Source organism: Aquirufa avitistagni, assembly GCF_042715545.1.
Taxonomy (GTDB): domain Bacteria; phylum Bacteroidota; class Bacteroidia; order Cytophagales; family Spirosomataceae; genus Aquirufa; species Aquirufa avitistagni.
This window is the reverse complement of the sequence record NZ_JBBKXZ010000003.1, coordinates 289,060-309,533: the sequence shown is the minus strand read 5'-3', so window position 1 is coordinate 309,533 and position 20,474 is coordinate 289,060. Positions and strand designations below refer to the sequence as shown.

18 protein-coding genes are annotated in these 20,474 nt (G+C 43.1%); 6 read left to right on the top strand and 12 right to left on the bottom strand.

The genetic code is table 11. The annotated features are described in order from the left end of the window. Window positions 1-107 precede the first annotated feature (107 nt). Window positions 108-899: a phytanoyl-CoA dioxygenase family protein gene (locus tag U0R10_RS09815; RefSeq protein ID WP_377983794.1), complete on the top strand. Its 792-nt coding sequence runs from the start codon at window positions 108-110 to the stop codon at window positions 897-899. Here the strand turns inward: U0R10_RS09815 and U0R10_RS09810 are convergent. Next, a complete protein-coding gene (locus U0R10_RS09810; RefSeq protein WP_377983793.1) occupies window positions 896-1,081 on the bottom strand; it encodes a hypothetical protein in 186 nt (61 codons plus the stop codon). The two genes, U0R10_RS09815 and U0R10_RS09810, sit on opposite strands and share 4 nt — an antisense overlap. Next, window positions 1,081-1,914, bottom strand: a complete 834-nt coding sequence (locus tag U0R10_RS09805) for a dienelactone hydrolase family protein (protein WP_377983792.1) — start codon at window positions 1,912-1,914, stop codon at window positions 1,081-1,083. The genes U0R10_RS09810 and U0R10_RS09805 overlap by 1 nt, the downstream gene beginning before the upstream one ends. 80 nt (window positions 1,915-1,994) lie before the next feature. On the opposite strand from U0R10_RS09805, the gene U0R10_RS09800 reads away from it, so the two are divergent. Continuing rightward, on the top strand, window positions 1,995-5,363 hold the full coding sequence (locus tag U0R10_RS09800) for a ThuA domain-containing protein (protein WP_377983791.1): 3,369 nt from the start codon (window positions 1,995-1,997) through the stop codon (window positions 5,361-5,363). Between the two features lie 113 nt (window positions 5,364-5,476). Here U0R10_RS09800 and U0R10_RS09795 read toward each other — a convergent pair whose 3' ends face one another. From U0R10_RS09795 to glyA, 4 genes are read right to left on the bottom strand one after another with little or no spacing between them, the layout of a single operon-like run. Continuing rightward, window positions 5,477-5,698, bottom strand: a complete 222-nt coding sequence (locus U0R10_RS09795; protein ID WP_377976670.1) for a VF530 family protein — start codon at window positions 5,696-5,698, stop codon at window positions 5,477-5,479. 3 nt (window positions 5,699-5,701) lie between these two features. Next, window positions 5,702-7,561, bottom strand: a complete 1,860-nt coding sequence (locus U0R10_RS09790) for an ABC-F family ATP-binding cassette domain-containing protein (RefSeq protein ID WP_377983790.1) — start codon at window positions 7,559-7,561, stop codon at window positions 5,702-5,704. A 6-nt stretch (window positions 7,562-7,567) separates the two neighbouring features. Beyond that, window positions 7,568-8,431 carry a twin-arginine translocase subunit TatC gene (gene tatC, locus U0R10_RS09785; protein ID WP_377983789.1) on the bottom strand — a complete coding sequence of 288 codons (864 nt, stop codon included), beginning with the start codon at window positions 8,429-8,431 and terminating at the stop codon, window positions 7,568-7,570. A 9-nt stretch (window positions 8,432-8,440) separates the two neighbouring features. After that, entirely contained in the window at window positions 8,441-9,733 is a 1,293-nt protein-coding gene (gene glyA / locus U0R10_RS09780) for a serine hydroxymethyltransferase (RefSeq protein ID WP_377983788.1), read from the bottom strand. Window positions 9,734-9,887: 154 nt separating this feature from the next. Here glyA and U0R10_RS09775 point away from each other — a divergent pair, with 154 nt between their 5' ends. Together U0R10_RS09775 and U0R10_RS09770 are read left to right on the top strand one after the other, a co-directional pair. Beyond that, a complete protein-coding gene (locus U0R10_RS09775) occupies window positions 9,888-11,807 on the top strand; it encodes a protein-disulfide reductase DsbD family protein (protein WP_377983787.1) in 1,920 nt (639 codons plus the stop codon). Then, complete coding sequence (locus U0R10_RS09770) at window positions 11,807-12,253, top strand: hypothetical protein (RefSeq protein WP_377983786.1); 447 nt, start codon at window positions 11,807-11,809, stop codon at window positions 12,251-12,253. Before U0R10_RS09775 ends, U0R10_RS09770 begins: the two co-directional genes overlap by 1 nt. Before the next feature lie 53 nt (window positions 12,254-12,306). On the opposite strand, the gene U0R10_RS09765 is transcribed toward U0R10_RS09770, so the two are convergent. Next, window positions 12,307-12,555, bottom strand: coding sequence for a hypothetical protein (locus tag U0R10_RS09765; protein WP_377983785.1), 249 nt, complete (start codon window positions 12,553-12,555; stop codon window positions 12,307-12,309). Between the two features lie 57 nt (window positions 12,556-12,612). After that, window positions 12,613-14,409 (bottom strand): M3 family oligoendopeptidase, encoded by a 1,797-nt coding sequence (locus tag U0R10_RS09760; protein WP_377983784.1) that lies wholly within the window; start codon window positions 14,407-14,409, stop codon window positions 12,613-12,615. Between U0R10_RS09760 and U0R10_RS09755 the strand changes: the two genes are divergently transcribed. After that, the gene (locus U0R10_RS09755; RefSeq protein ID WP_377983783.1) at window positions 14,408-15,226 is read left to right on the top strand and encodes an aldo/keto reductase; all 819 of its coding nucleotides are present in this window, start codon (window positions 14,408-14,410) and stop codon (window positions 15,224-15,226) included. The two genes, U0R10_RS09760 and U0R10_RS09755, sit on opposite strands and share 2 nt — an antisense overlap. Before the next feature lie 80 nt (window positions 15,227-15,306). Here the strand turns inward: U0R10_RS09755 and U0R10_RS09750 are convergent, their stop codons facing one another. The 3 genes from U0R10_RS09750 to U0R10_RS09740 are packed head-to-tail and all read right to left on the bottom strand — an operon-like array spanning window position 15,307 to window position 18,590. Further along, window positions 15,307-16,359: a 2Fe-2S iron-sulfur cluster-binding protein gene (locus U0R10_RS09750; protein ID WP_377983782.1), complete on the bottom strand. Its 1,053-nt coding sequence runs from the start codon at window positions 16,357-16,359 to the stop codon at window positions 15,307-15,309. Window position 16,360: 1 nt separating this feature from the next. Then, window positions 16,361-17,863: a glycoside hydrolase family 10-like protein gene (locus U0R10_RS09745; protein WP_377983781.1), complete on the bottom strand. Its 1,503-nt coding sequence runs from the start codon at window positions 17,861-17,863 to the stop codon at window positions 16,361-16,363. A 31-nt stretch (window positions 17,864-17,894) separates the two neighbouring features. Then, entirely contained in the window at window positions 17,895-18,590 is a 696-nt protein-coding gene (locus U0R10_RS09740) for a response regulator transcription factor (RefSeq protein ID WP_377983780.1), read from the bottom strand. 105 nt (window positions 18,591-18,695) lie between these two features. On the opposite strand from U0R10_RS09740, the gene U0R10_RS09735 reads away from it, so the two are divergent. Then, window positions 18,696-19,757, top strand: a complete 1,062-nt coding sequence (locus U0R10_RS09735) for an AI-2E family transporter (RefSeq protein ID WP_377983779.1) — start codon at window positions 18,696-18,698, stop codon at window positions 19,755-19,757. Here the strand turns inward: U0R10_RS09735 and U0R10_RS09730 are convergent. Beyond that, window positions 19,743-20,471 (bottom strand): LytR/AlgR family response regulator transcription factor, encoded by a 729-nt coding sequence (locus U0R10_RS09730; RefSeq protein WP_377983778.1) that lies wholly within the window; start codon window positions 20,469-20,471, stop codon window positions 19,743-19,745. The genes U0R10_RS09735 and U0R10_RS09730 overlap by 15 nt on opposite strands. Window positions 20,472-20,474 lie beyond the last annotated feature (3 nt).

Genomic DNA, 20,474 nt, shown 5'->3' with positions numbered 1-20,474 from the left:
ATCAAATTACCTGCCTCGCCCTAAAATGCATAAGCTTCAGGTAAAATTGCATTATTATTGGCAAATTTTCAGGTAGTCTTTGCCATAAAATTTCTCAAATTTTGGGTATGCTTTCAACTACATACCAACTCGATGCCAATCAAATCGCTGAATTTCAGCAGCATGGCCACATTTATTTACCTAATATACTCAGCCAGGAAACGCTTGCGCCCTATCGAAGTGCCATTCGCAATTGGGCTGCCGAATTTCAAGCGAAGCAAAAACCCATCGCTGAACGCGATACCTACGGCAAGGCTTTTTTACAAATGATGAATTTATGGGAAGAAGATGCGACTGTGCGGGAATTTGTCTTGGCTAAACGGTTTGGTCAAATTGCTGCCGATTTATTGGGTGTTAAACAAGTGCGTTTATATCATGATCAAGCGCTTTTCAAAGAGCCCGGCGGAGGATTGACGCCTTGGCATCAAGATCAATATTACTGGCCCATGCAAACCCCAAAAACGGTGACCATGTGGATGCCTTTGGTCGATATTGACGCAGACATGGGGATGTTGACTTTCGCGTCAGGTTCCCAAAAGGCCGAATTACCGCCGATGCCTATCTCCGATGAATCCGAAGCCATGATTGCGCAATATGTTCAAGATCAGCAATTTCCAATCGCTGCTCAAAAAACGATGCAAGCTGGTGATGCGACTTTTCACATGGGTTGGACCTTGCACGCCGCACCTGGGAACGCATCTCAAACCATGCGCGAAGTCATGACAGTTATATTTATGGATGCGGATGCGGATGTGATGGAACCTAAAAATGCCAACCAGGAAGCAGATCGCTTGCGCTGGTTATCCGGTTACGCACCAGGCCAAAAAGCTGATTCGCCCTTAAATCCTGTGATCAATTAACTAGGTAGTGGCGGGCATTTGCACTTTTTCTTGCGTTTTAAAAACGAGAAAAAGCCTTTTTTCTTTTGGTAAACTTTAGGTTTCGCTATCGAATAATGCGTGGAGACGACAACCGCAGCTTCCGATTCGACAAACGAACCGAGCACTAGTGCACCTACCCACAAGACGATCACTTTTTTCATTAGTTCAAACGAGCTTTAAAGTAATTGGTCGCTAATTTCCAGGCCTCTTCAGTTGCGGCCTTATCGTAAGCCGGGTTTGAGGGATTAGCAAATGCATGTTCTGCATCAAACGATTTAATTTGAATTCCCTTACCCGCTAATTTCATATTGTCCTCAAATTCTTTCACGACAGCTGGTGAAATGAATTTTTCTCGTCCAGCAAATAAGCCCAATACATCCGTATTCAATGTTTTTAATTGCTCCACATCCTTAACCGGCATGCCATAATACATGACGCAAGCGGTGGCTTGGGATCCAGCCAGGATAGATGCTTTCAACGAGAGTGCCCCGCCAAAACACCAGCCCACGGTGGCAATTTTTGCTTTCGGTCCCGCGTAGGCGATGGCGCCTTTGATGATACTTTCTAAGCGTAAGGGATTTGCGCCTCCCATATATTTACCCGCTTCTTCGCGAGTGGTGGCCACTTTTCCATCGTACATATCAATCGCTAACACATTGACATTGCCTAAATCCGTGTAGAAATGTTCCGCTTCCCGCTTGATGTGGTCATTTAATCCCCACCATTCTTGAAAAACAAATAAGGTATAATTGGTTGGTTTTGCGGCCTTAATGAAGAAGGCATTGGCCTGTTGGCCATCCGGGGTCGCGAAGGTAATCATCTCTCCCCCAGCTTTACTGATATGCTGGTATGGTTTTGGCAATTTGTGCGAACGCATGAAGGCTTTGTTGGACGCCATTAATTGCATTTCGTCTTTGGTGACAAAGCAGCACGATTGGCCGAAGGTGAATGTGCTAACGAATAGACATGCGAAAACCGTAAATAATTTATTCATGGTAGAAATATTTCAGGAAAATTATGAATAAAATTCGCATTTAGGCTAACTTGCGCAACCTATTGTTAAAATTATAACCTATGAAAAAGAATTTGTTCGGCTTAGGCCGAGTGGTACTTGCTACGCTTGTTGGCATGTTATCAATCACCACTGCCTTCGCTCAGGAGGCAAATCCATTGAAAGGACAAAAAGTATTGGTCTTCTCACTCACTAAAGGTTTCAGACACAGTTCGATTAAGCCGGGTCAAATTGCCTTATTTAAAATGGCTAAAGAAAAAGGTTTCTCAGTCGATACGACAGAAAACCCCGCCATGTTTACGGAGAAAAACTTGAAAAACTACCGAGTAGTTGTTTTTATGAGTACCACCGGGAACGTATTAAATGAACAACAACAAAATGCATTTGAGCGCTATATTCAAGCAGGAGGTGCCTATTTTGGAGTACATGCAGCGACAGATACCGAATACGATTGGCCTTGGTATAATAAATTAGCGGGTGGCCAGTTCGCTTCGCACCCAGGTCGTCCAAATGTTCAAAAAGGAACATTTACAGCGGTTGACCAATCTCATATGTCAACGAAGCATATGCCTACGACGTTTGATCGTACGGATGAATTCTACGATTTCAAGAACTTCAACAAAGACGTTAAGGTATTAATTACCTTGGACGAAAAGACGTATAAGGATGGCAAAATGGGCGATTATCACCCGATGGCCTGGTACCATGAATTTGATGGTGGACGTTCATTTTACACCAACTGGGGTCATACGCATGAAACATTTGATGAGCCTTTAGTTCTTCAGCATATTTGGGGTGGTTTGCAATGGGCTGCTTCAGGTCCTGCCATTAACTTCAATAAGCCATTGCGCACGGGTCCACTTCCTGAGGATAACCGTTTTACGAAAACGATTTTAGATAAAAATTTGGATGAGCCTACGGAGTTGGCTTTAACAGATGGTGGAAAAATTTTCTACGGAGAAAGAAAAGGTAAGTTAAAGATGTACGACCCTAAGAAGGGGAAAGTGAAAGTGGTAGCTGATTTGAACGTATTTTCTAAGTTTGAGTACGGTTTGATGGGTGTAAACGTGGACCCGAACTACAACAAAAATCATTGGATTTATTTATTCTATTCACCACAAACAGGTCAGGCTGACACAGCTCAGCACCTTTCGCGATTCGTTTACGATGATGTGAAAGATACCTTAGTGATGGATAGCGAAAAAGTACTTTTGCGTGTTCCTGTAAAGCGTGACGGTTGCTGCCACACGGGCGGTTCAATTGCTTGGGATAAATCAGGTAACTTATATTTGTCAACTGGTGATGACACCAATCCATTTGATTCGAATGGATACGGACCAATCGATAATCGCGACAAGCGTTCTGGTTGGGATGCACGCGCAACCTCTTCAAATACAAATGATTTGCGCGGAAAGATCTTACGGATTAAGCCGACAGACGATGGAAAATATACGATTCCAGAGGGGAATTTATTTCCTAAAGGAGTTTACCATGCTAAACCAGAAATTTATGTGATGGGTAATCGTAATCCTTATCGGATTGCGGTAGACCAGCATACTGGATTCTTGTATTGGGGTGAAGTAGGTCCAGACGCTGGAGAAGATTCGCCAAAGTACGGTTCAAAAGGACATGATGAAGTGAATCAAGCGCGCGAGGCTGGATATTTCGGTTGGCCTTTATTTGTGGCCGATAACCGTCCGTATAACCAACGGGATTTCAATAAAGATTCAACGTGGGCAAAGTTTAATCCCAATGCCCCTGTAAATGATTCGCCACATAATACAGGTTTTGCGCATTTGCCAAAAGCACAAAAGGCATTTATCTATTACCCATATGGCGATTCGCCGGAATTTCCAGTGATGGGAAAAGGGTCTCGTAATGCGATGGCAGGTGGCGTTTACCACTATGGGGATTATCCAAAAGATTCAAAAGTAAAATTGCCATCTTATTACGATGGTAAATTGTTTGCATATGATTGGTCGCGCGATTTAATTTATACAGTTAGTATGAAGGCCAATGGGGATTACTTAAGTATGGAGCGGTTCTTGCCTAACATGGGCTTCATACATCCAATGGATTTTGCCTTTTCGAAAGAAGGAGCTATTTACGGGTTGGAATATGGTCCTAACTGGTTTGCGCAAAACGAGGAAGCTGTTTTATTTAAATTAGAATATAACGCAGGAAATCGTACACCTAAAGTAGTTGCGACAGCTAGTAAAAAAGAAGGTGCTGCTCCGATGCAAGTGAAGTTCTCTTCTGAAGGAACGATGGATTACGACAAGGATCCAATTATGTACAGCTGGAATTTTGGTAATGGCCAAACGAGTTCAGCGGCTAATCCAACACATACATTTACCAAAGCGGGAGTTTACAATGTTGTCTTGAAAGTAAAGGACAATAAAGGCAATTCAAATACAGCTTCCATACGTGTGAAAGTAGGGAATGATGTTCCTAAAGTGGACGTTCAAATTGAGGGGAACAAAACCTTCTATTGGAATGATAAAGCGGTCAACTACCAAGTAGCAGTGGAAGATAAGGAAGATGGAACGTTGGCAGCAAATAAAATTTCGGAGGAAGATGTTATCCTAAACATCAACTACCTGGAGGGATATGACCGTACAATTATCGAGCAGGGTCACAAAAGCAATACGACTTTCTCTAACGGAAAACGTTTAATTGATTTGTCGGATTGTAAGACGTGTCACGCGGTTGAGAAGAAATCTATCGGACCAGCGTACAAAGAGATTGCGAAGAAATACCGCGCAAGTTCTCAAAATATCGATGAGCTTTCGAAGAAGATTATTAGTGGTGGTGGTGGTGTTTGGGGCGAGCAAGTAATGGCCGCTCACCCACAAGTTTCCAAAGCAGATGCGCGTGAAATGGTGATATATATTTTGGGCTTATCGGATAAGAAGAAAGCAACGCAGCCGGTTAAAGGTTCGTATGTGACTTCAGATAAGGGCAAGCCAGGAACGTTTATCTTCTCTGCATCTTACACGGATAAAGGAAATGGTAAAATGTCACCAGCAACGGGTCAGAAAGTAGTCACATTGCGGGATGCCAAAGTTGCGGCTGGCTCATTTGATGGCAATGCGAAAACGATGAAAACGAAAGTGGATGGTGTAGGTGAAATTGTCGTGGCTCTTGGTGATCAAGGGTACGCATCTTTCAATCAGATCGACTTGACTGGGATTAAAAATATCAAAGCTTCCGCATTTGTTATGGCTGGCCAAACAGCTGGAGGAAAACTTGAGTTGCACTTAGGTAGCCCAACGGGTAAACTTGTTAGTAGCGTGGATATTCAAAAAATGGGTCAAGTATCGTTGCCAGTTTCCGTAACAGGGGTTAATGATTTGTACTTTGTATTTGTTAATCCAGGCGCTGGCGAGAAGCCATTATATGCGTTGAAGGAGTTCTTCTTTGAGAACTAGCGTTTAAATGACCCCAGGTTTAAACCTGGGGTTATAAACAAATGATTATTAACCTTAGGCTTTAGCCTAGGGATTTGATACAAATAAAAAGAGGCCCCATTTGGGGCCTCTTTTTATTTCGGCGGATGCTCATCCATGCGGATGGCCTTGATGTATAAGTTCTCTACTTTCTTTCGCGCCCAATCCGTTTTTCGCAAAAAGGTTAAGCTCGAATTGACACTGGGTTCATGCGCGAAGCAATTGATTCGAATGCGACTAGCTAGGCCTTCCCAACCGTATTTGTCCACCAAATATTCGATAATAAATTTAAGCGTTTTGCCTTCTAATGGATCCATCGTTTATACTCTTTCGGATAGTTCTAACCAGCGTAATTCTTTTTCTTCTAGGGTGTTTTTAATGACTTCTATTTCCTTTGCCCAATCAGCCAACAATTGGAAATCATCTGAGCCGCTATTTAACTTTTCAATCAAGGCGTCTTTTTCAGATTCTAATTTAGCCATCTCTTTTTCCAAATCCTCAAACTCTTTTTGCTCTTTAAAGCTCAATTTGGCACCTTTTTGAACCGAGAGTACCTCTTTCTCAATGACTGCAGCTTTGGGTGCAGGAGCGGGTTCCTTTTCCTTATTTTCAAGCGCAATCCGATAGTCAGTATAATTGCCATTAAAGAAGTTCACCTCTCCTTCGCCTTCCACTAGGATTAATTGGTCCACCAAATTATCCATGAAATAACGGTCGTGCGAAACGAGCAATAAACAGCCTTGGAACTCACTCAAAAAGTCTTCTAATAACTGAAGTGTGTCTAAGTCCAAATCGTTTGTGGGCTCATCCAGAATCAAGAAATTCGGATTCTTTACTAAGACTTGCATCAATTGCAAACGCTTCTTTTCGCCACCGGACAATTTTGAAACCGGCGTGTATTGTTGGGCCGTCGGAAACAAGAACTTGCTCAAAAACTGACTTGGAGATAAAGACTCATTCTTCCCATAAGGAATCACCTCGGCAATTTCCGTAATCGTATCGATGACGCGTTGTTCTGGTTTGAATTCGAAAGGTAATTGGGTGTAATACCCGATCACCAAAGTTTCACCGGGATCAATCGTTCCGGAATCAGGTTGCTCTAATCCGGTCAGTAATTGTAAGAAGGTCGTTTTGCCTGCTCCGTTTTTGCCAACGATACCAATGCGGTCTTTTTTCTTAAACGTATAGGTGAAATCATTGACGATTTTCTTCTCGCCCCAAGCCTTTTTCAGGTGGTTTATTTCAATGATTTTATTGCCCAAACGGGACATTTGAATATTCAATTCCAACTTACTGTCATCCACTTTCCGATGCGCCATTTCCTCTGTTTCGGAGAAGGCGTCGATGCGGGATTGTGATTTGGTGCCACGCGCTTTCGGTTGGCGTCGCATCCATTCTAATTCCTTGCGGTATAGGTTTTTCGCCTTCGCAACGGTACTCGCTTCGGAAGCTTCGCGTTCGGCTTTTTTCTCCAGGAAATAACCGTAATTTCCTTCGTAGGTGTATATCGACCCGAGGGCCAATTCCATCATTTTATTACAAACCTTATCTAAGAAATATCGATCGTGAGAAACAACTAAAACGGTCACATTGGGACCAGATAAAATACCCTCTAACCATTCAATGGTCTCAATATCCAAGTGGTTAGTTGGCTCATCCAGAATCATAATATCCGGACTTTCAATCAATAACTTGGCCAAAGAAAGGCGCTTCTTTTGACCGCCTGAAAGCGTGGAGACTTGTTGGTCCCCATCCGGAATCCCTAAACGCGTAATAATTTGTTTGGCTCTGGCCTCGTAATCCCAGGCATTATGTGCCTCCATTAAGGCAAATGAATCTTCAAGTTCCTGTGGATCGCCTGAAAGCATGGCTTTTTCATAGGCTTTTATGGCCACGGCACTTGGTAAATCATCCGAAAACAAGTAATTCAAGACACGCTCGTTCTCTTCGAAAATGGGGTTTTGAGGAAGGTATCCTACACGGATGCCTTTACGAATGGTAATCTTACCTTCATCCGGGGATTGCATACCCATGATGGATTCCATCAAGGTGGTTTTGCCCGTTCCATTTTTTCCGATGAGCGCTACTTTTTCGCCTTTCTGCAAGCCGAAAAACAGGTTTTTAAATACCCAGCGTTCGCCAAGATTTCGCGAAATGTTCTCCGCCGATAGATAATTCATAAGGTATTAGTCGTTTGCTTCTGCAGCCTCTTCACGCATTTTTCTGCGCAATACTCGGCCCGAAACGATGATGCTGATCTCATATAAACCGAAAAGCGGAAATGCGACCAACAATTGGGAAATCACATCTGGCGATGGCGTGATAATAGCAGCCACTAACAAGATGACGATTAAAGCATGCTTGCGGTATTCACGCATGAAAGATGGCGTTAAAATGCCTACTTGCGACAATACGAATGCAATCATGGGTAATTGGAATGTTAGACCGCAGGCTAATGTCAACATCGACAATAACGAGATATAGTCGTTGATGTCGAATTGATTTTGAATGGATGGGTCCAACTTGAAATTAGCTAGGAAGTTGATGGCCATAGGCGCCACAATGAAATAGCCGAAGGATACACCCACAAAAAATAAGAGCGACACCCAGAAAACAGCACCGCGTGCCGCTTTCATTTCTTTTGATTTTAGCCCTGGGCGAATGAATCGCCAAACCTCATAAAAAGCATACGGGAAAGCGAACATTAACCCTACGATGATGGACTGCGTTAAGGCCATCATGAACTGACCTGACACCTCGCGCGACTGCAAAATAAAGTCGGCCTGCTGCATGCAAAGACTCGTCCATCCCGAAATTTCGGCTAAACGACAGAGCACCTGATTTGTCCAAAAATCCACTTTCGTGGGGCCCATGATGATAATTCCAAAAATCTCATTTCGGAATATCCAAGCTGCAATGGTAAAAATCAAGATCGATGCAATGGAACGAATAATGTGCCAGCGCAACTCCTCTAGGTGATCCAGAAAGGACATTTCGGTCCCGTCTTTATCCTCATCTACTTCATCGTCCCAATCTTGATCTAACGCCATTTTTATAAATTATAGATATAATGGGAATTGCTTTACCCATTCGTTTACTTCTCCTTTAATTGTTTTCAATACGGCCTCATTGTCGTGGTTCATCAAAGCCTTGTCGACCATCTCAACAATTTGAGACATGTCAGCTTCTTTCAAACCACGTGTCGTCATAGCCGCCGTACCTACTCGCATACCCGAAGTGACAAACGGAGACTTGTCATCGAATGGTACCATGTTTTTGTTAATCGTAATATCGGCTTGAATTAATGTGTTTTCGGCCAATTTACCACTTAAGCCTTTAGGGCGTAAGTCGATGAGCATCAAGTGGTTATCGGTACCTCCTGAAATAATATCGTATCCTTTTGCTAAGAAAGCCTTCGCCATCGCTTGTGCGTTTGACTGAACTTGCTTCGCGTATGTTTCAAAAGTGGGTGTTAGTGCCTCGCCAAAAGCGATTGCTTTCGCTGCAATCACGTGTTCTAATGGGCCACCTTGCGTTCCTGGGAACACGGCGCCGTCTAGGCAGGCCGACATTAATTTGAGGTCACCTTTTAATGTTTTGAAACCGAATGGGTTTTCAAAATCGTTCCCCATCATGATCAAACCACCACGCGGTCCACGTAACGTTTTGTGCGTAGTTGTTGTAATGATGTGGCAATGTTGTACCGGATTATTCAACAATCCTTTGGCAATTAAAGCGGAAGGATGTGAAATGTCGGCTAAAAGTATAGCGCCGATTTTATCTGAAATGGCACGTAAACGCGCATAATCCCAATCACGAGAATAAGCTGACGCACCACAAATAATCAATCTTGGTTTTTCTTTTAAAGCGGTTGCTTCTACTTTATCCCAGTCGATCAACCCTGTTTCTTTTTCCACTCCGTAGAAGAAGGCTTGGAAATATTTTCCAGAGAAATTCACCGGCGAACCGTGAGACAAGTGACCGCCGTGTGATAAGTCAAACCCTAAAATTTTATCACCTGGATTTAAAAACGAAAGAAAAACAGCTGCGTTGGCTTGTGCACCCGAGTGTGGTTGCACGTTTGCCCATGTCGCTCCGAACAATTTTTTCGCACGCTCGATAGCTAAGGTTTCGACCTCGTCGACTACTTCGCAACCGCCATAATAACGTTTCCCTGGAAGTCCTTCGGCATATTTATTGGTCAAAACGCTTCCTTGTGCTTCCATCACCTGTGGGGATGTAAAGTTTTCAGATGCAATTAACTCAATACCAAATTCTTGTCGGTGAGCCTCTTGATCAATAAGTTTAAAAATTTCGGTGTCTCTTTGGGTCGGAAATGTGCTAGCAGCCATGAAAAAACGATGTTCTTGATTACGTATTTTAAGGGCGTAAAATTACGTTTTTTTATCTGAATAGAAAAACGAAAGTGGACTAACTATCTGGACAAATATCACGTTTGTATCCCGACAAAAAAGCGTAATTTTGCACGCATTAATTTTTCAACAAATGAAATTAAAATTTCTAGCGCTGTTCCTATTCTTTTCGGTTCAGCTTTTCGGTCAAAAAATCACACCAGCGAAATGGTCATGGACCTTATCTCCGGCTCAGCCAACGGTAGGGCAGGAGGCAGAGTTAATTTTCAAGGTGACCATAGATAAAGGATGGTATTTGTATTCGTCTGATTTTGATAAGGATTTAGGTCCAGTTGTGACGACGGTTACGTTAAAACCAGGGTTGGGCGTTGAGGCGATCGGACCTTTGAAAGCAATAAATCCACATAGTAAAGAGGATAAAGAAATTTGGGGAGGAACGTATACGTACTTCACTGAGCTGGGCGAGTTTCGTCAGAAAGTTAAAATCACGTCGGAAAATTGGGTAATTGATGGGGTCTACGATTCGCAAACCTGCTCGAATGAGAGTGGCTTGTGTGTGCCTATCAAAGGTAATTTCAAGATTTCGGCTACGGAGGACTCAAAAAAAAAAGCCTCTGATGTAGCCGGAGGTGGTTTGATTGAGTTCTTTTTCGTGGCGTTGGGTGCAGGATTACTAGCCCTTTTGACGCCTTGCGTGTATCCACTGATTCCGATGACCGTGAGTTTCTTCACCAAGAAACAAGGAGGAAAGCGTCTTGCATTCTTGTACGGTTTATTCATCGTTTTGATTTATGTGTTTTTTGGGACGATACTCGCCTTCTTTGCGGGGGCCAGTTTTGCGAACTTTTTGAGTACGCACTGGATTCCTAATCTGCTCTTTTTTGTCATTTTCATCTTCTTTGGAATCTCCTTTTTAGGTGCTTTCGAAATTGTCTTGCCTTCGGGGTTGGTCAATTCAGTTGATGCCAAATCTGATAAAGGAGGTTTGATGGGCGTGTTTTTTATGGCCTTTACACTCGTTTTGGTATCATTTTCATGTACGGGCCCCCTCGCGGGATCGATTTTGATTGCAGCGTCACAAGGTGTTTTCTTAAAGCCAATTATTGGTATGTTGGGTTTCTCCTTAGCGTTTGCGATTCCGTTTACGATGTTTGCGATCTTCCCAGGTTTTATGAAATCGCTACCAAAATCGGGTAATTGGATGAATGAGGTAAAAGTGGTTTTAGGTTTCTTGGAAATCGCATTGGCGTTCAAGTTTTTAAGTGTGGCGGATCAGGTGTACCATTGGCATTTATTGGATCGGGAGATTTTCTTGGCGATTTGGATTGCGATTTTCGGAGCCTTGACCTTGTATTTATTTGGCAAAATTTCATTGCCACATGATGGGCCTGCGAAAAATTTGTCGGTGCCACGCACCTTATTCGCTACAGCTGTACTAGCTTTTGTGATCTATTTGATCCCAGGTATGTTCGGCGCCCCATTAAAAGGCTTATCGGGCTGGTTGCCGCCGTTGAGTTCGCAGGACTTTAAAGGATCAGAAGCCACTGTTTCTGCTCCCGTAAAAACGGATCAAGGCCAAAAGAAATATGCTGATTTCCTCACATTACCTTTAGGACTCCAAGGTTTCTTTGATTTTGAAGAGGCAAAAGCCTACGCGTTAAAAGTGAATAAGCCGTTGTTTATCGATTTCACTGGACATGGTTGTGTGAATTGTCGGAAAATGGAGGAGAATGTGTGGTCGGACCCACAAGTATTAAAACGCCTGCAAGAAAAGTATGTCGTGGTGGCTTTGTATTGCGATGATAAAACAGAATTACCTTCGGATCAGTGGTACACATCGAAGGTTGATGGCCAGGAGAAGAAGACCTTGGGGGATCAAAATCTTGATTTTCAGATTGAGCGGTTTGACTCAAATGCGCAACCGCACTATGTGTTATTAGATCCGCGAAATGATGCCGCACCGATGGTGAAGCCGGTGGCATTTGATGCCAATATTGCCCATTTTGTTTCTTTTCTGGATCAAGGGGTGTCGGTTTATAATGCTGCGAAATAATGCAGTGGGGAGCCTATTTTGCGGTTATGGCCGCTTCGTCGATTAAATTTGTTGCCGGTCCTTTAACTGGTTTTGGGTTGGGTTTATCCATGCTCGAGACCATTGTTTGCACCTGGGTGGGGATGATGTTTACGGTGACGGTCATGTTGACGATTGGTCGTTTTCTAGTCCAACAAATTGCTCGGATTCGTGTTCAAAAATCAAAATTATTTTCAGGTCGCGTGCGTTATGCAGTAAGTATTTGGCAGCGATTCGGAATCAAAGGTATTGCAGTGATGACGCCTTTATTGTTTACCCCGATCGGCGGAAGTTTGCTCGCCTTATCTTTTAAAGTTCCTACGCCACGTGTGTTGTTTTTTATGGCTATTTCAGGAATATTTTGGTCGGTGATTTTTACAGTTTTGTTTTATCAGTTGACATTTATCCGAGATCTACTGATTCATTAGGGCATAAAAAAAGCCGGTCATCGACCGGCTTCGTTCTTAAGCTATATTGGTAATTAATTTCCTTTTGAAATTTCTTTTCCTTGGAATAATTTCTCGCGAATGGCATTGGCACGTACTTCCAATTCAGGTTTCGCAGTGTACGTTAATTTCGATTGTGCAGCCGCGCTATCCGGATGAACTCCATACACGTGCTCGTCATCTTTGCGAACGTCTTTTTGTTTGATTGTATTATTTTTTTGATAATCACATGCGATAGCCGTTACAGCAAGGGCAAAAATCGGAAGTAAATTTTTTAATTTCATTGTTCTTATTGACAAAATTACAATGCAAAAGTAAGGCCAAAAATTGGTTTAAAAAAATTAGCTTTCTTCTAATTGTTGAATTTTTTGCGCCAAGAAATCCATTAATTCCTGAATGTAGGCTTGGCTGAAATTGAACTCAATTCCGGCTGTGGCGTAAATTTCCTTGATCGGTTTGGTATAACCCAAACTCAATGCATTCAAATATTGATCTAATGCCTGCGTTGGATTTTGGCAATAATTACGCCAAACGGCTAGCGCTCCTAATTGTGCAATGGCATATTCAATGTAGTAAAATGGTACTTCAAATAGGTGCAATTGTTTTTGCCAAAGGTTGGTTTTGACATCTTCATGCGCACTCCAATCTGTTATTCGATCTGAGAATTGTCCATAAATTCGGTTCCAAGCTTGCGCACGTTCCGCTGGGGAATGACTCGGATTTTCATAGATCCAATGTTGGAATGCATCAATCGTCGCCACCCAAGGCAAGGTGTCTAAAATGTCCTCCAAATGTTTGATTTTTGCTCTTTTAGCTGCTTGAGGATCTGTAAAATAGTTGTCCCAATAATCCATAGTGATTAATTCCATGCTCATGGAGGCTAGTTCGGCAACCTCCGACGGGAAATTTCGGAAGGCGTTTAAGGCTAAATCTTTCGTTAAAATCGAATGAACAGCGTGCCCGCCTTCGTGTAGGAGCGTAACCATATCGCGTACTTGGCCGGCTGCATTCATGAAAATGAATGGGAATCCACTTTCTTCCAAAGGGTAATTATATCCACCCGGGTTTTTCCCTTTGCGTGAATCTAAATCAAAGCGGTCTAATTTGACCATTTCTTTCAAACAATTACCCAAAAATGGGGCCATTTGGTCGAATACATCAATCGTTTTAGTTAGCAATTCCTCGCCCGTTTCAAATGGCTTTAAGGGTTCCCGTCCGAGAACATCTACGGCCTTGTCCCAAGGTTTCAATGCCGTAACGCCAAGTCCATTTTTGCGTTTTTCCGCTTGACGATTAATCATGGGAACCACCGTTTTGGCAACTGCGGAATGAAATTCGAAGCAGTCTGCTGGGGTATAGTCAAAGCGCCCTAGGCTCGCAAATGCATAATCGCGGTAATTTGCGAAGCCTGCGTTTAAGGCAACTTGATGGCGTTTGCCAACTAATTGATCAAACAAATCATCGAGTTTTTCTTGAATAGCTAATCGTGCTCCAGATACTTTTTCGTAAACCTCTTTTCGTTTTTCGCGGTCATTCGATTCCAAATAGGCGTTTGCTTGTTGGAGCGTTTTTTCCACCCCATCAATCTCCACCATTAAGCCACCTGTGGCCGCCCCATATTGGGTTTGTAAATTTTGTAATTCAGTGAAGAGCGGGATGTTTTCTTCGCGGAATATTTCGATTGACTTTTTCAAGCCCCGTAACATAATCGAATAACCTGCTTGTGGGAGTTCCGCGGCAAATGGACTTTGCATCACTTTATTGTTCCAAGCGTCCTCGAAGACCGAGGCGTTTGGCATAATTTCATTGACAAACTGCTGATAGCTTTGTTGGTGCGCCTCATTTTGATTATCGCACGACATCTTAATATACCGCCAAGCGAAGTTTTCGGAAAGGTAGCTTTCCAATTCAGAACGGTTTTGGCAAAACTCAATTAAGTCTTCTAAGGAGTTGATTTTCGTTTCGCTGAGTTTTTCAAAATAAGGTAAAACACTTTCCCACGAACTTAATGTGAAGTCGGCAGCTAAGAATTTACGTGCGATTTTTTGTGGGCTTACTACTCGGGTCATCGGCTGTTTTTTTTGTAAAAATACATCAATTTTAGCTAGCTTTAAAGTCGAAATTAAACTAGATCTCATGTTACAAATTCCAAATGTTCGATTGAATTCAGGTCATTTAATGCCTCAGCTGGGTTTGGGGGTGTATGCGCCAGGCCAACAAGACGAAGTTGGGCAATCGGTACGAGAAGCGCTTGACCTGGGGATTCGCTTAATTGATGCAGCTTCGATTTATGGAAATGAATTGGAAGTTGGCCAAGCAATATCGTCCACTTCCGTTGCGCGCGAAGAATTATTTATAACAAGTAAGGTGTGGATGGATGACATGGGGTATGATTCGACTATGCGCGCGTTTGAAAAGTCGTTGAAAGATTTGTCTTTGGAATATATCGATTTGTATCTGATTCATTGGCCTAAGGAAGATAAGCGCAAGGAAACGTGGAAGGCGTTGGAATCTTTACATGAACAAGGTGTCAGCAAGTCCATCGGCGTCTCGAATTATTACCAAAAAAACTTATCGGAGCTTTTGAACTATGCGCATATTTGTCCGGCAGTGAATCAAATTGAGTTAAGTCCGTTTTGTTACTTACCTGATGAATTAACGTTCTGCCAAGCGCAGGGTATTCAAGTCGAAGGTTATGCGCCGGTCGTGCGCGGTTTGAAAAAAGAGCATCCCGTTCTAGTCGAAATTGCACGTAAATGGTCCAAGACTACCTATCAGATTTTGATTCGTTGGAATATCGAGATGGGCGCGGTGACGATTCCAAAATCCATTCATCGGGATCGCATGATTGAAAATGCGACGGTGTTTGATTTTGCGTTGGATGCAGATGACCTGACTCGATTAGCTGCTTTGTATGACAATACGCGGGTGGCTTGGGATCCCCGAGATTTCTAATTCCCCCCTACCTTTGGCAAACCTTGGAGGATTGCCAAAGGTAAGTGGAAAAAGGGATTTTTAAGCCCGAAAAACTGATATTAATCTAGATCAATCACCACCCCATCGCTGGTTGGATGTGCCACGCACGTAAGAATGTATCCCTTCTGAATTTCGCCTGCCGTCAACCCATCTTCCTCATCCATCACCACAGATCCAGACTTGCACAAGCCCATACATGCTGTGCACATGCCTGCCTGACATGAATATGGAATATCTAAGTCGGCCTCAAGTGCCGCCTCCAAAATAGTCTCATGTGGTTGTACCGTCACGGCATGTGATTTACCCTCATAAATTAAGGTAATCTCACGGGCTACCGAGTTATCCTCGATCGACGTATCTGCCGAAGGAGCTGCGTTAAATAATTCCTTATGAATTTGGTCAGCAGGGACATCGAAAATTCCCAATGCCGCCTGCACATCATCCATCATCCCCACGGGTCCACATAGAAAATAATGCGCTTTGGCAATGTCTAGGCCAAATTCCTGTTTCAAATAATATACCGTAGATGCCTGATTGATCCGACCTTTCAAGCCCGGCCAGGAAGCAGAAGGCTTACTGATCACGTGCAACACCTGTATCCGATCTGGGAATGACGCCTCTAGTGCGTCCAACTGCTTTTTGAAGATGATTTGGTCTTCAAAGCGCGAGCCATAGATCACATGAATTTTCGATTTAGGTTCTCCATACAAAACGGTTTTTATCATGGACATGAGCGGCGTGATGCCGGAACCAGCGCCAATAAACACATAGGTTTTAGCGTGATTCGCATCAGCCTCTAACACGAAATTTCCCATGGGTGCGATGACTTCAATCGCATCGCCCACTTGGATATGGTCACATAAATAGTTGGATACAAGTCCCCCAGAAATACGCTTCACGGTAATCGCCGGCGACATATCAGTTTTTGGCGAAGAAGAAAGCGAATAACTACGGCGAGGTTTATCCCCGGATATATTCGGAATCAGCGTTAAAAATTGACCCGAAATATAAGACAAGGTCTCATGGATTGGATGCCAAAAATGTATGGTTTTGGTGTCCGAGGTCTCCTCCGTAATGTCCTTAACTGTCAAATGTAAAAAACGTAAACTCATATTAATTGGGGTTAGGCACGATCCATTGTACCGTGCCGGCAGGTGATTCATTATGTAAGCGGTCTACGGCTGTCACGACAAATCCATGTCCCGACTCTACCGAGCTAGCCTCGATGTTCAATTCTGTTTTGCTTCCTTTAAAAATAATATTCTCCGCATGTTCCAATGCCTTCATCCCCTCCTTGCGGTGGATTTTGTACACCAAATAGTAGGCTGCTGGATCTTTATCCACACCTATTTCACCCGGTTTCCAAGTCAAAACCCACGCGCCTCCCTTTTTGTTTAAACTCACTTGGTGAGGAGCTGTGGGCGGAATACTGTCCAACCAAGGCATCGTGGGAACTAAGGCCACATGCGTAAAATACGATTTGCGTAAGGTGTCTTGAAAACCCTTTAAATTTTTTGCGAGTTGGCTTGAGCTGAAATAAATGGACCCTTTTACCTGATCAAGGCTACGTGCATGTTTTAATTGTTTGGCTAATTCACTGGCATTCCACTGATCCGCTAAATGATACGCCGCATGCCCCACGTAGATCGGTCGGCCATAGCCATGCTCATTCCACCAGGCGGAAAGTGGCCCAAAGGGTGCCACTTTATGGGCAGATCCCCAATACAATTGAGGGGCTAGATAATCAAGCCAACCGGCTTTTGCCCACTTCTCTGTATCGGCAAAAAGGTCGTCATAGGATTGCAATCCATTCCGTGTCGGCGAACCATATTCAGGATCTGAGCTTTTATGTCGCCAGATACCAAATGGACTAATGCCAAACTTTACACGCGGATTGATTTCTTTTATAGCTTGAGCTATTTCTTGAATGAGATTATTGACATTTCTGCGTCGCCAGTCGGCCAAACTTTCATTCGGCAATTTATAGGTTTGATACGCTTCCCCATCCTGAAAAACTTCATTTTTAATTGGATACGGGTAGAAATAATCATCAAAGTGGATGCCATCCACATCGTAATTTTGCACGATGTTTTTGACCACATTCGTGATGTAATGCCGCACAGCAGGAATCCCAAAATTGAACAGGTGCTGATGATTATAGGTCACAATCCACTCCGGATGTTTCCGAACAACACTCTCTGAACTGAGCAAGGATTTAGTGGACATGCTGGCCCGATTCATATTTAACCAGGCATGGAATTCCATGCCGCGCGCATGACTTTCCGAAATCATAAAGGCGAGTGGATCATAATATGGCTTGGGCGCTTGTCCTTGAAGACCAGACAAATAAGCCGACCAAGGCTCAGCGCTTTTGGCGTACATCGCATCCGCTGCTGTCCGCACTTGGACGAAAAGGGCATTGATTCCGGTTTTTTGATGGGAATCCAATAATTCAGTGAATTCTTTTTGCTGGGTTATGGCATTGTAATTGCGCGGGCTTGGCCAATCAATGTTTTGCACCGTCGCTACCCAAACGCCTCGCAACTCGCGTTTTGGATGCTGTGCCAGCAGGCCACCAGAAATAAAAAGTAGAAATAATAAAAGTTGCTTCATCATCGAAGCCGCAATTTACCAAAATTGGCTCGAATTAGGCCTTTTCGATCGAAAATAAATAACCGACTCCTTTTAGAGTTTTGATGTAATATTCAGGAATTTTTTCACGTAGTTTACGAATGTGTACGTCCACCGTGCGTTCAACGACATACACATCTGCACCCCACACTTTTTCTAATAACTCATCCCGATTGAAGACTTTATTCGGGTTTTTTGCCAGATAGGAAAGTAGTTCAAATTCTTTTTTCGGAAGTACGAGAGTTCTTCCTTCAAAAGTTGCCGCATACTTTGTTCGATTGATAATCAGTCCGCCAATTTCAATGATGTCTTGACTTTCTTCAACCGTATCTCTGTTCAGGATAGCATTAATGCGACTCACGAGCGCACGTGGTTTGATGGGTTTGATGATGTAATCATGCGCTCCAGCATCAAAAGCAGCAACTTCAGTAAACTCTTCTCCTCGCGCGGTTAGGAATAATATTAGTGTATTTTTTAACTCTGGAATGGATTTAATCTTACGTGCTGTCTCAATTCCATCCATCACGGGCATCATCACATCCATGATAATTAAGGCAGGCTTGAAGGATTTGACAATCTCTAGGGCCTCTTGTCCATCAAAGGCTTTTGCCAAAACATAATTTTCTTTTGCTAAATTGTATTCCAATAGGTCTAAAATATCTGGATCGTCATCGACCAATAATATTTTAGATTGATTAAGCTGTGTGCTCATATTCGATATGGACAATTAGTTCACGTGAAGTTGTGCAAAGTTAGGTAGCGCTATATTACGAAATTGTTAACTTTTTCTTTACTTTGATTTTATAATTCCTCTTCAATGCCTGAAAAAACCGCTTATCCTATTCGCCTAGCTGCTGTGCTTATTTCCATTGCATTGGTTATTTTGGGGTTATATTTACTACAAGACTTACTTATTCTATTATCCTTTGGGATGATTTTAGCCATGTTGTTGCTACCCATTTGCGCCTGGCTAGAGCGCCGAGGCTTACCTCGAGCCATTTCAATTAGTATCTGCTTATTGCTACTTATTTTAGTGCTAGGTGGATTACTTTTATTACTTATCGGGCAAGCGGCCGAATTTGTAAGCGACTGGCCCATCTTTATCAAAAAGGCGGAATCTTGGTTAAACAGCCTGCAAAGTTTCTTATCAAAGAACTTAAACATCTCACGTAAAAAGCAAATGGGTGAGGTGACAAATCAAACCATGAATCTGTTAAAGAATTCAGGATCGATTTTATCTACTACATTCACTACGCTCGTTCACTCCATCACCACGTTGATTTTAGTGCCCATATTCGTGTTTTTCTTCTTGTATTATCGGCAGTTTTTTTCGGAGTTTTTAAGCAAGGTTTTTCCCACGACCGAACGTTCCGTGTTACAAGGAATTATGCACAAGACAGGTGGTGTGGTACAGAGTTATTTAGTCGGCCTGCTCGCGGTCATGTTGATTGTGGCCATTTCAAATTGCATCGGCTTTTGGTGGCTGGGCGTTGATTATTACCTATTTTTTGGATCCCTGACGGGTATTTTATTACTTATACCTTACGTAGGGATTTGGGTAGGGGCGGCCTTGCCTATCCTGTTAACATTAGTCACACTAGGTCCAGGGTATGCCATGGCCGTAGTCGCTTGGGTCGCAGTCGTGCAATTTATTGAGGCAAATTTTATCACCCCGTTGGTCATTGGCTCTAAGGTGAGCATCAATCCCATGATAGCTATGTTGGCCTTATTAGTAGGGGAATTAATCTGGGGAATACCCGGTTTGATTTTGGCATTGCCATTAACGGCCATCCTCAAAGTTATTTTTGATCATGTCCCAGCACTCGAGGCGTATGGATTCTTGTTAGGCGAAGCGCCTAAACGATCAAAGCGAGAGTAATTCCTTAAACCGAATGGACTGACGGCGTGAAATTTCGATCTTCTCGCCTTTCCCCATTAACGTAACCTGCAAACCTCCCGAAAACCAAGGTTCGATTTTGTCAATGTAATTCAGGTTGATGATGTGCTTACGATTCGCCCGAAAAAATACCTTCGGATCCAAGCGATCTTCCATGGCATTTAGGGACTTCAAGACCAATGGCTTTTGGTCATCAAAAAACAATCGCACGTAATTTCCCATCGATTCGCAAAGTCGAACCCGGTCTAAGCGAACGAACCAACATTTCTCTCCATCTTTGACAAAGATTTGGTCTTGGGCGCCCAATTTATGACTTGGGCTTTCGATCGCGCGCGTTTGCGCCTGTACCTGTTTCTCTAATTTTTGAATGCTTTCACTTAGGCGGGATAAGTCGATGGGTTTCAACAAATAATCTAGCGCATTCACTTCAAAAGCTTTTAAGGCATACGCATCAAAAGCGGTTGTAAAGATCACTTCGGGTAAAAAACCTTCCCAGGTCTCCAGCCATTCAAATCCCGTTTTACCCGGCATTTGAATATCTAAAAATAGCACATCGGGCTGATGCGTTTCAAGCATTTCAGAGACTTCATCTGTATTGGCCGCTTCACCGATCACCTCAATATGTGGGAAGTTTTCCAATAAACGTTTGAGTTCATTGCGGGCTAAACGCTCGTCATCTACTATAATTGCTTTCATGGC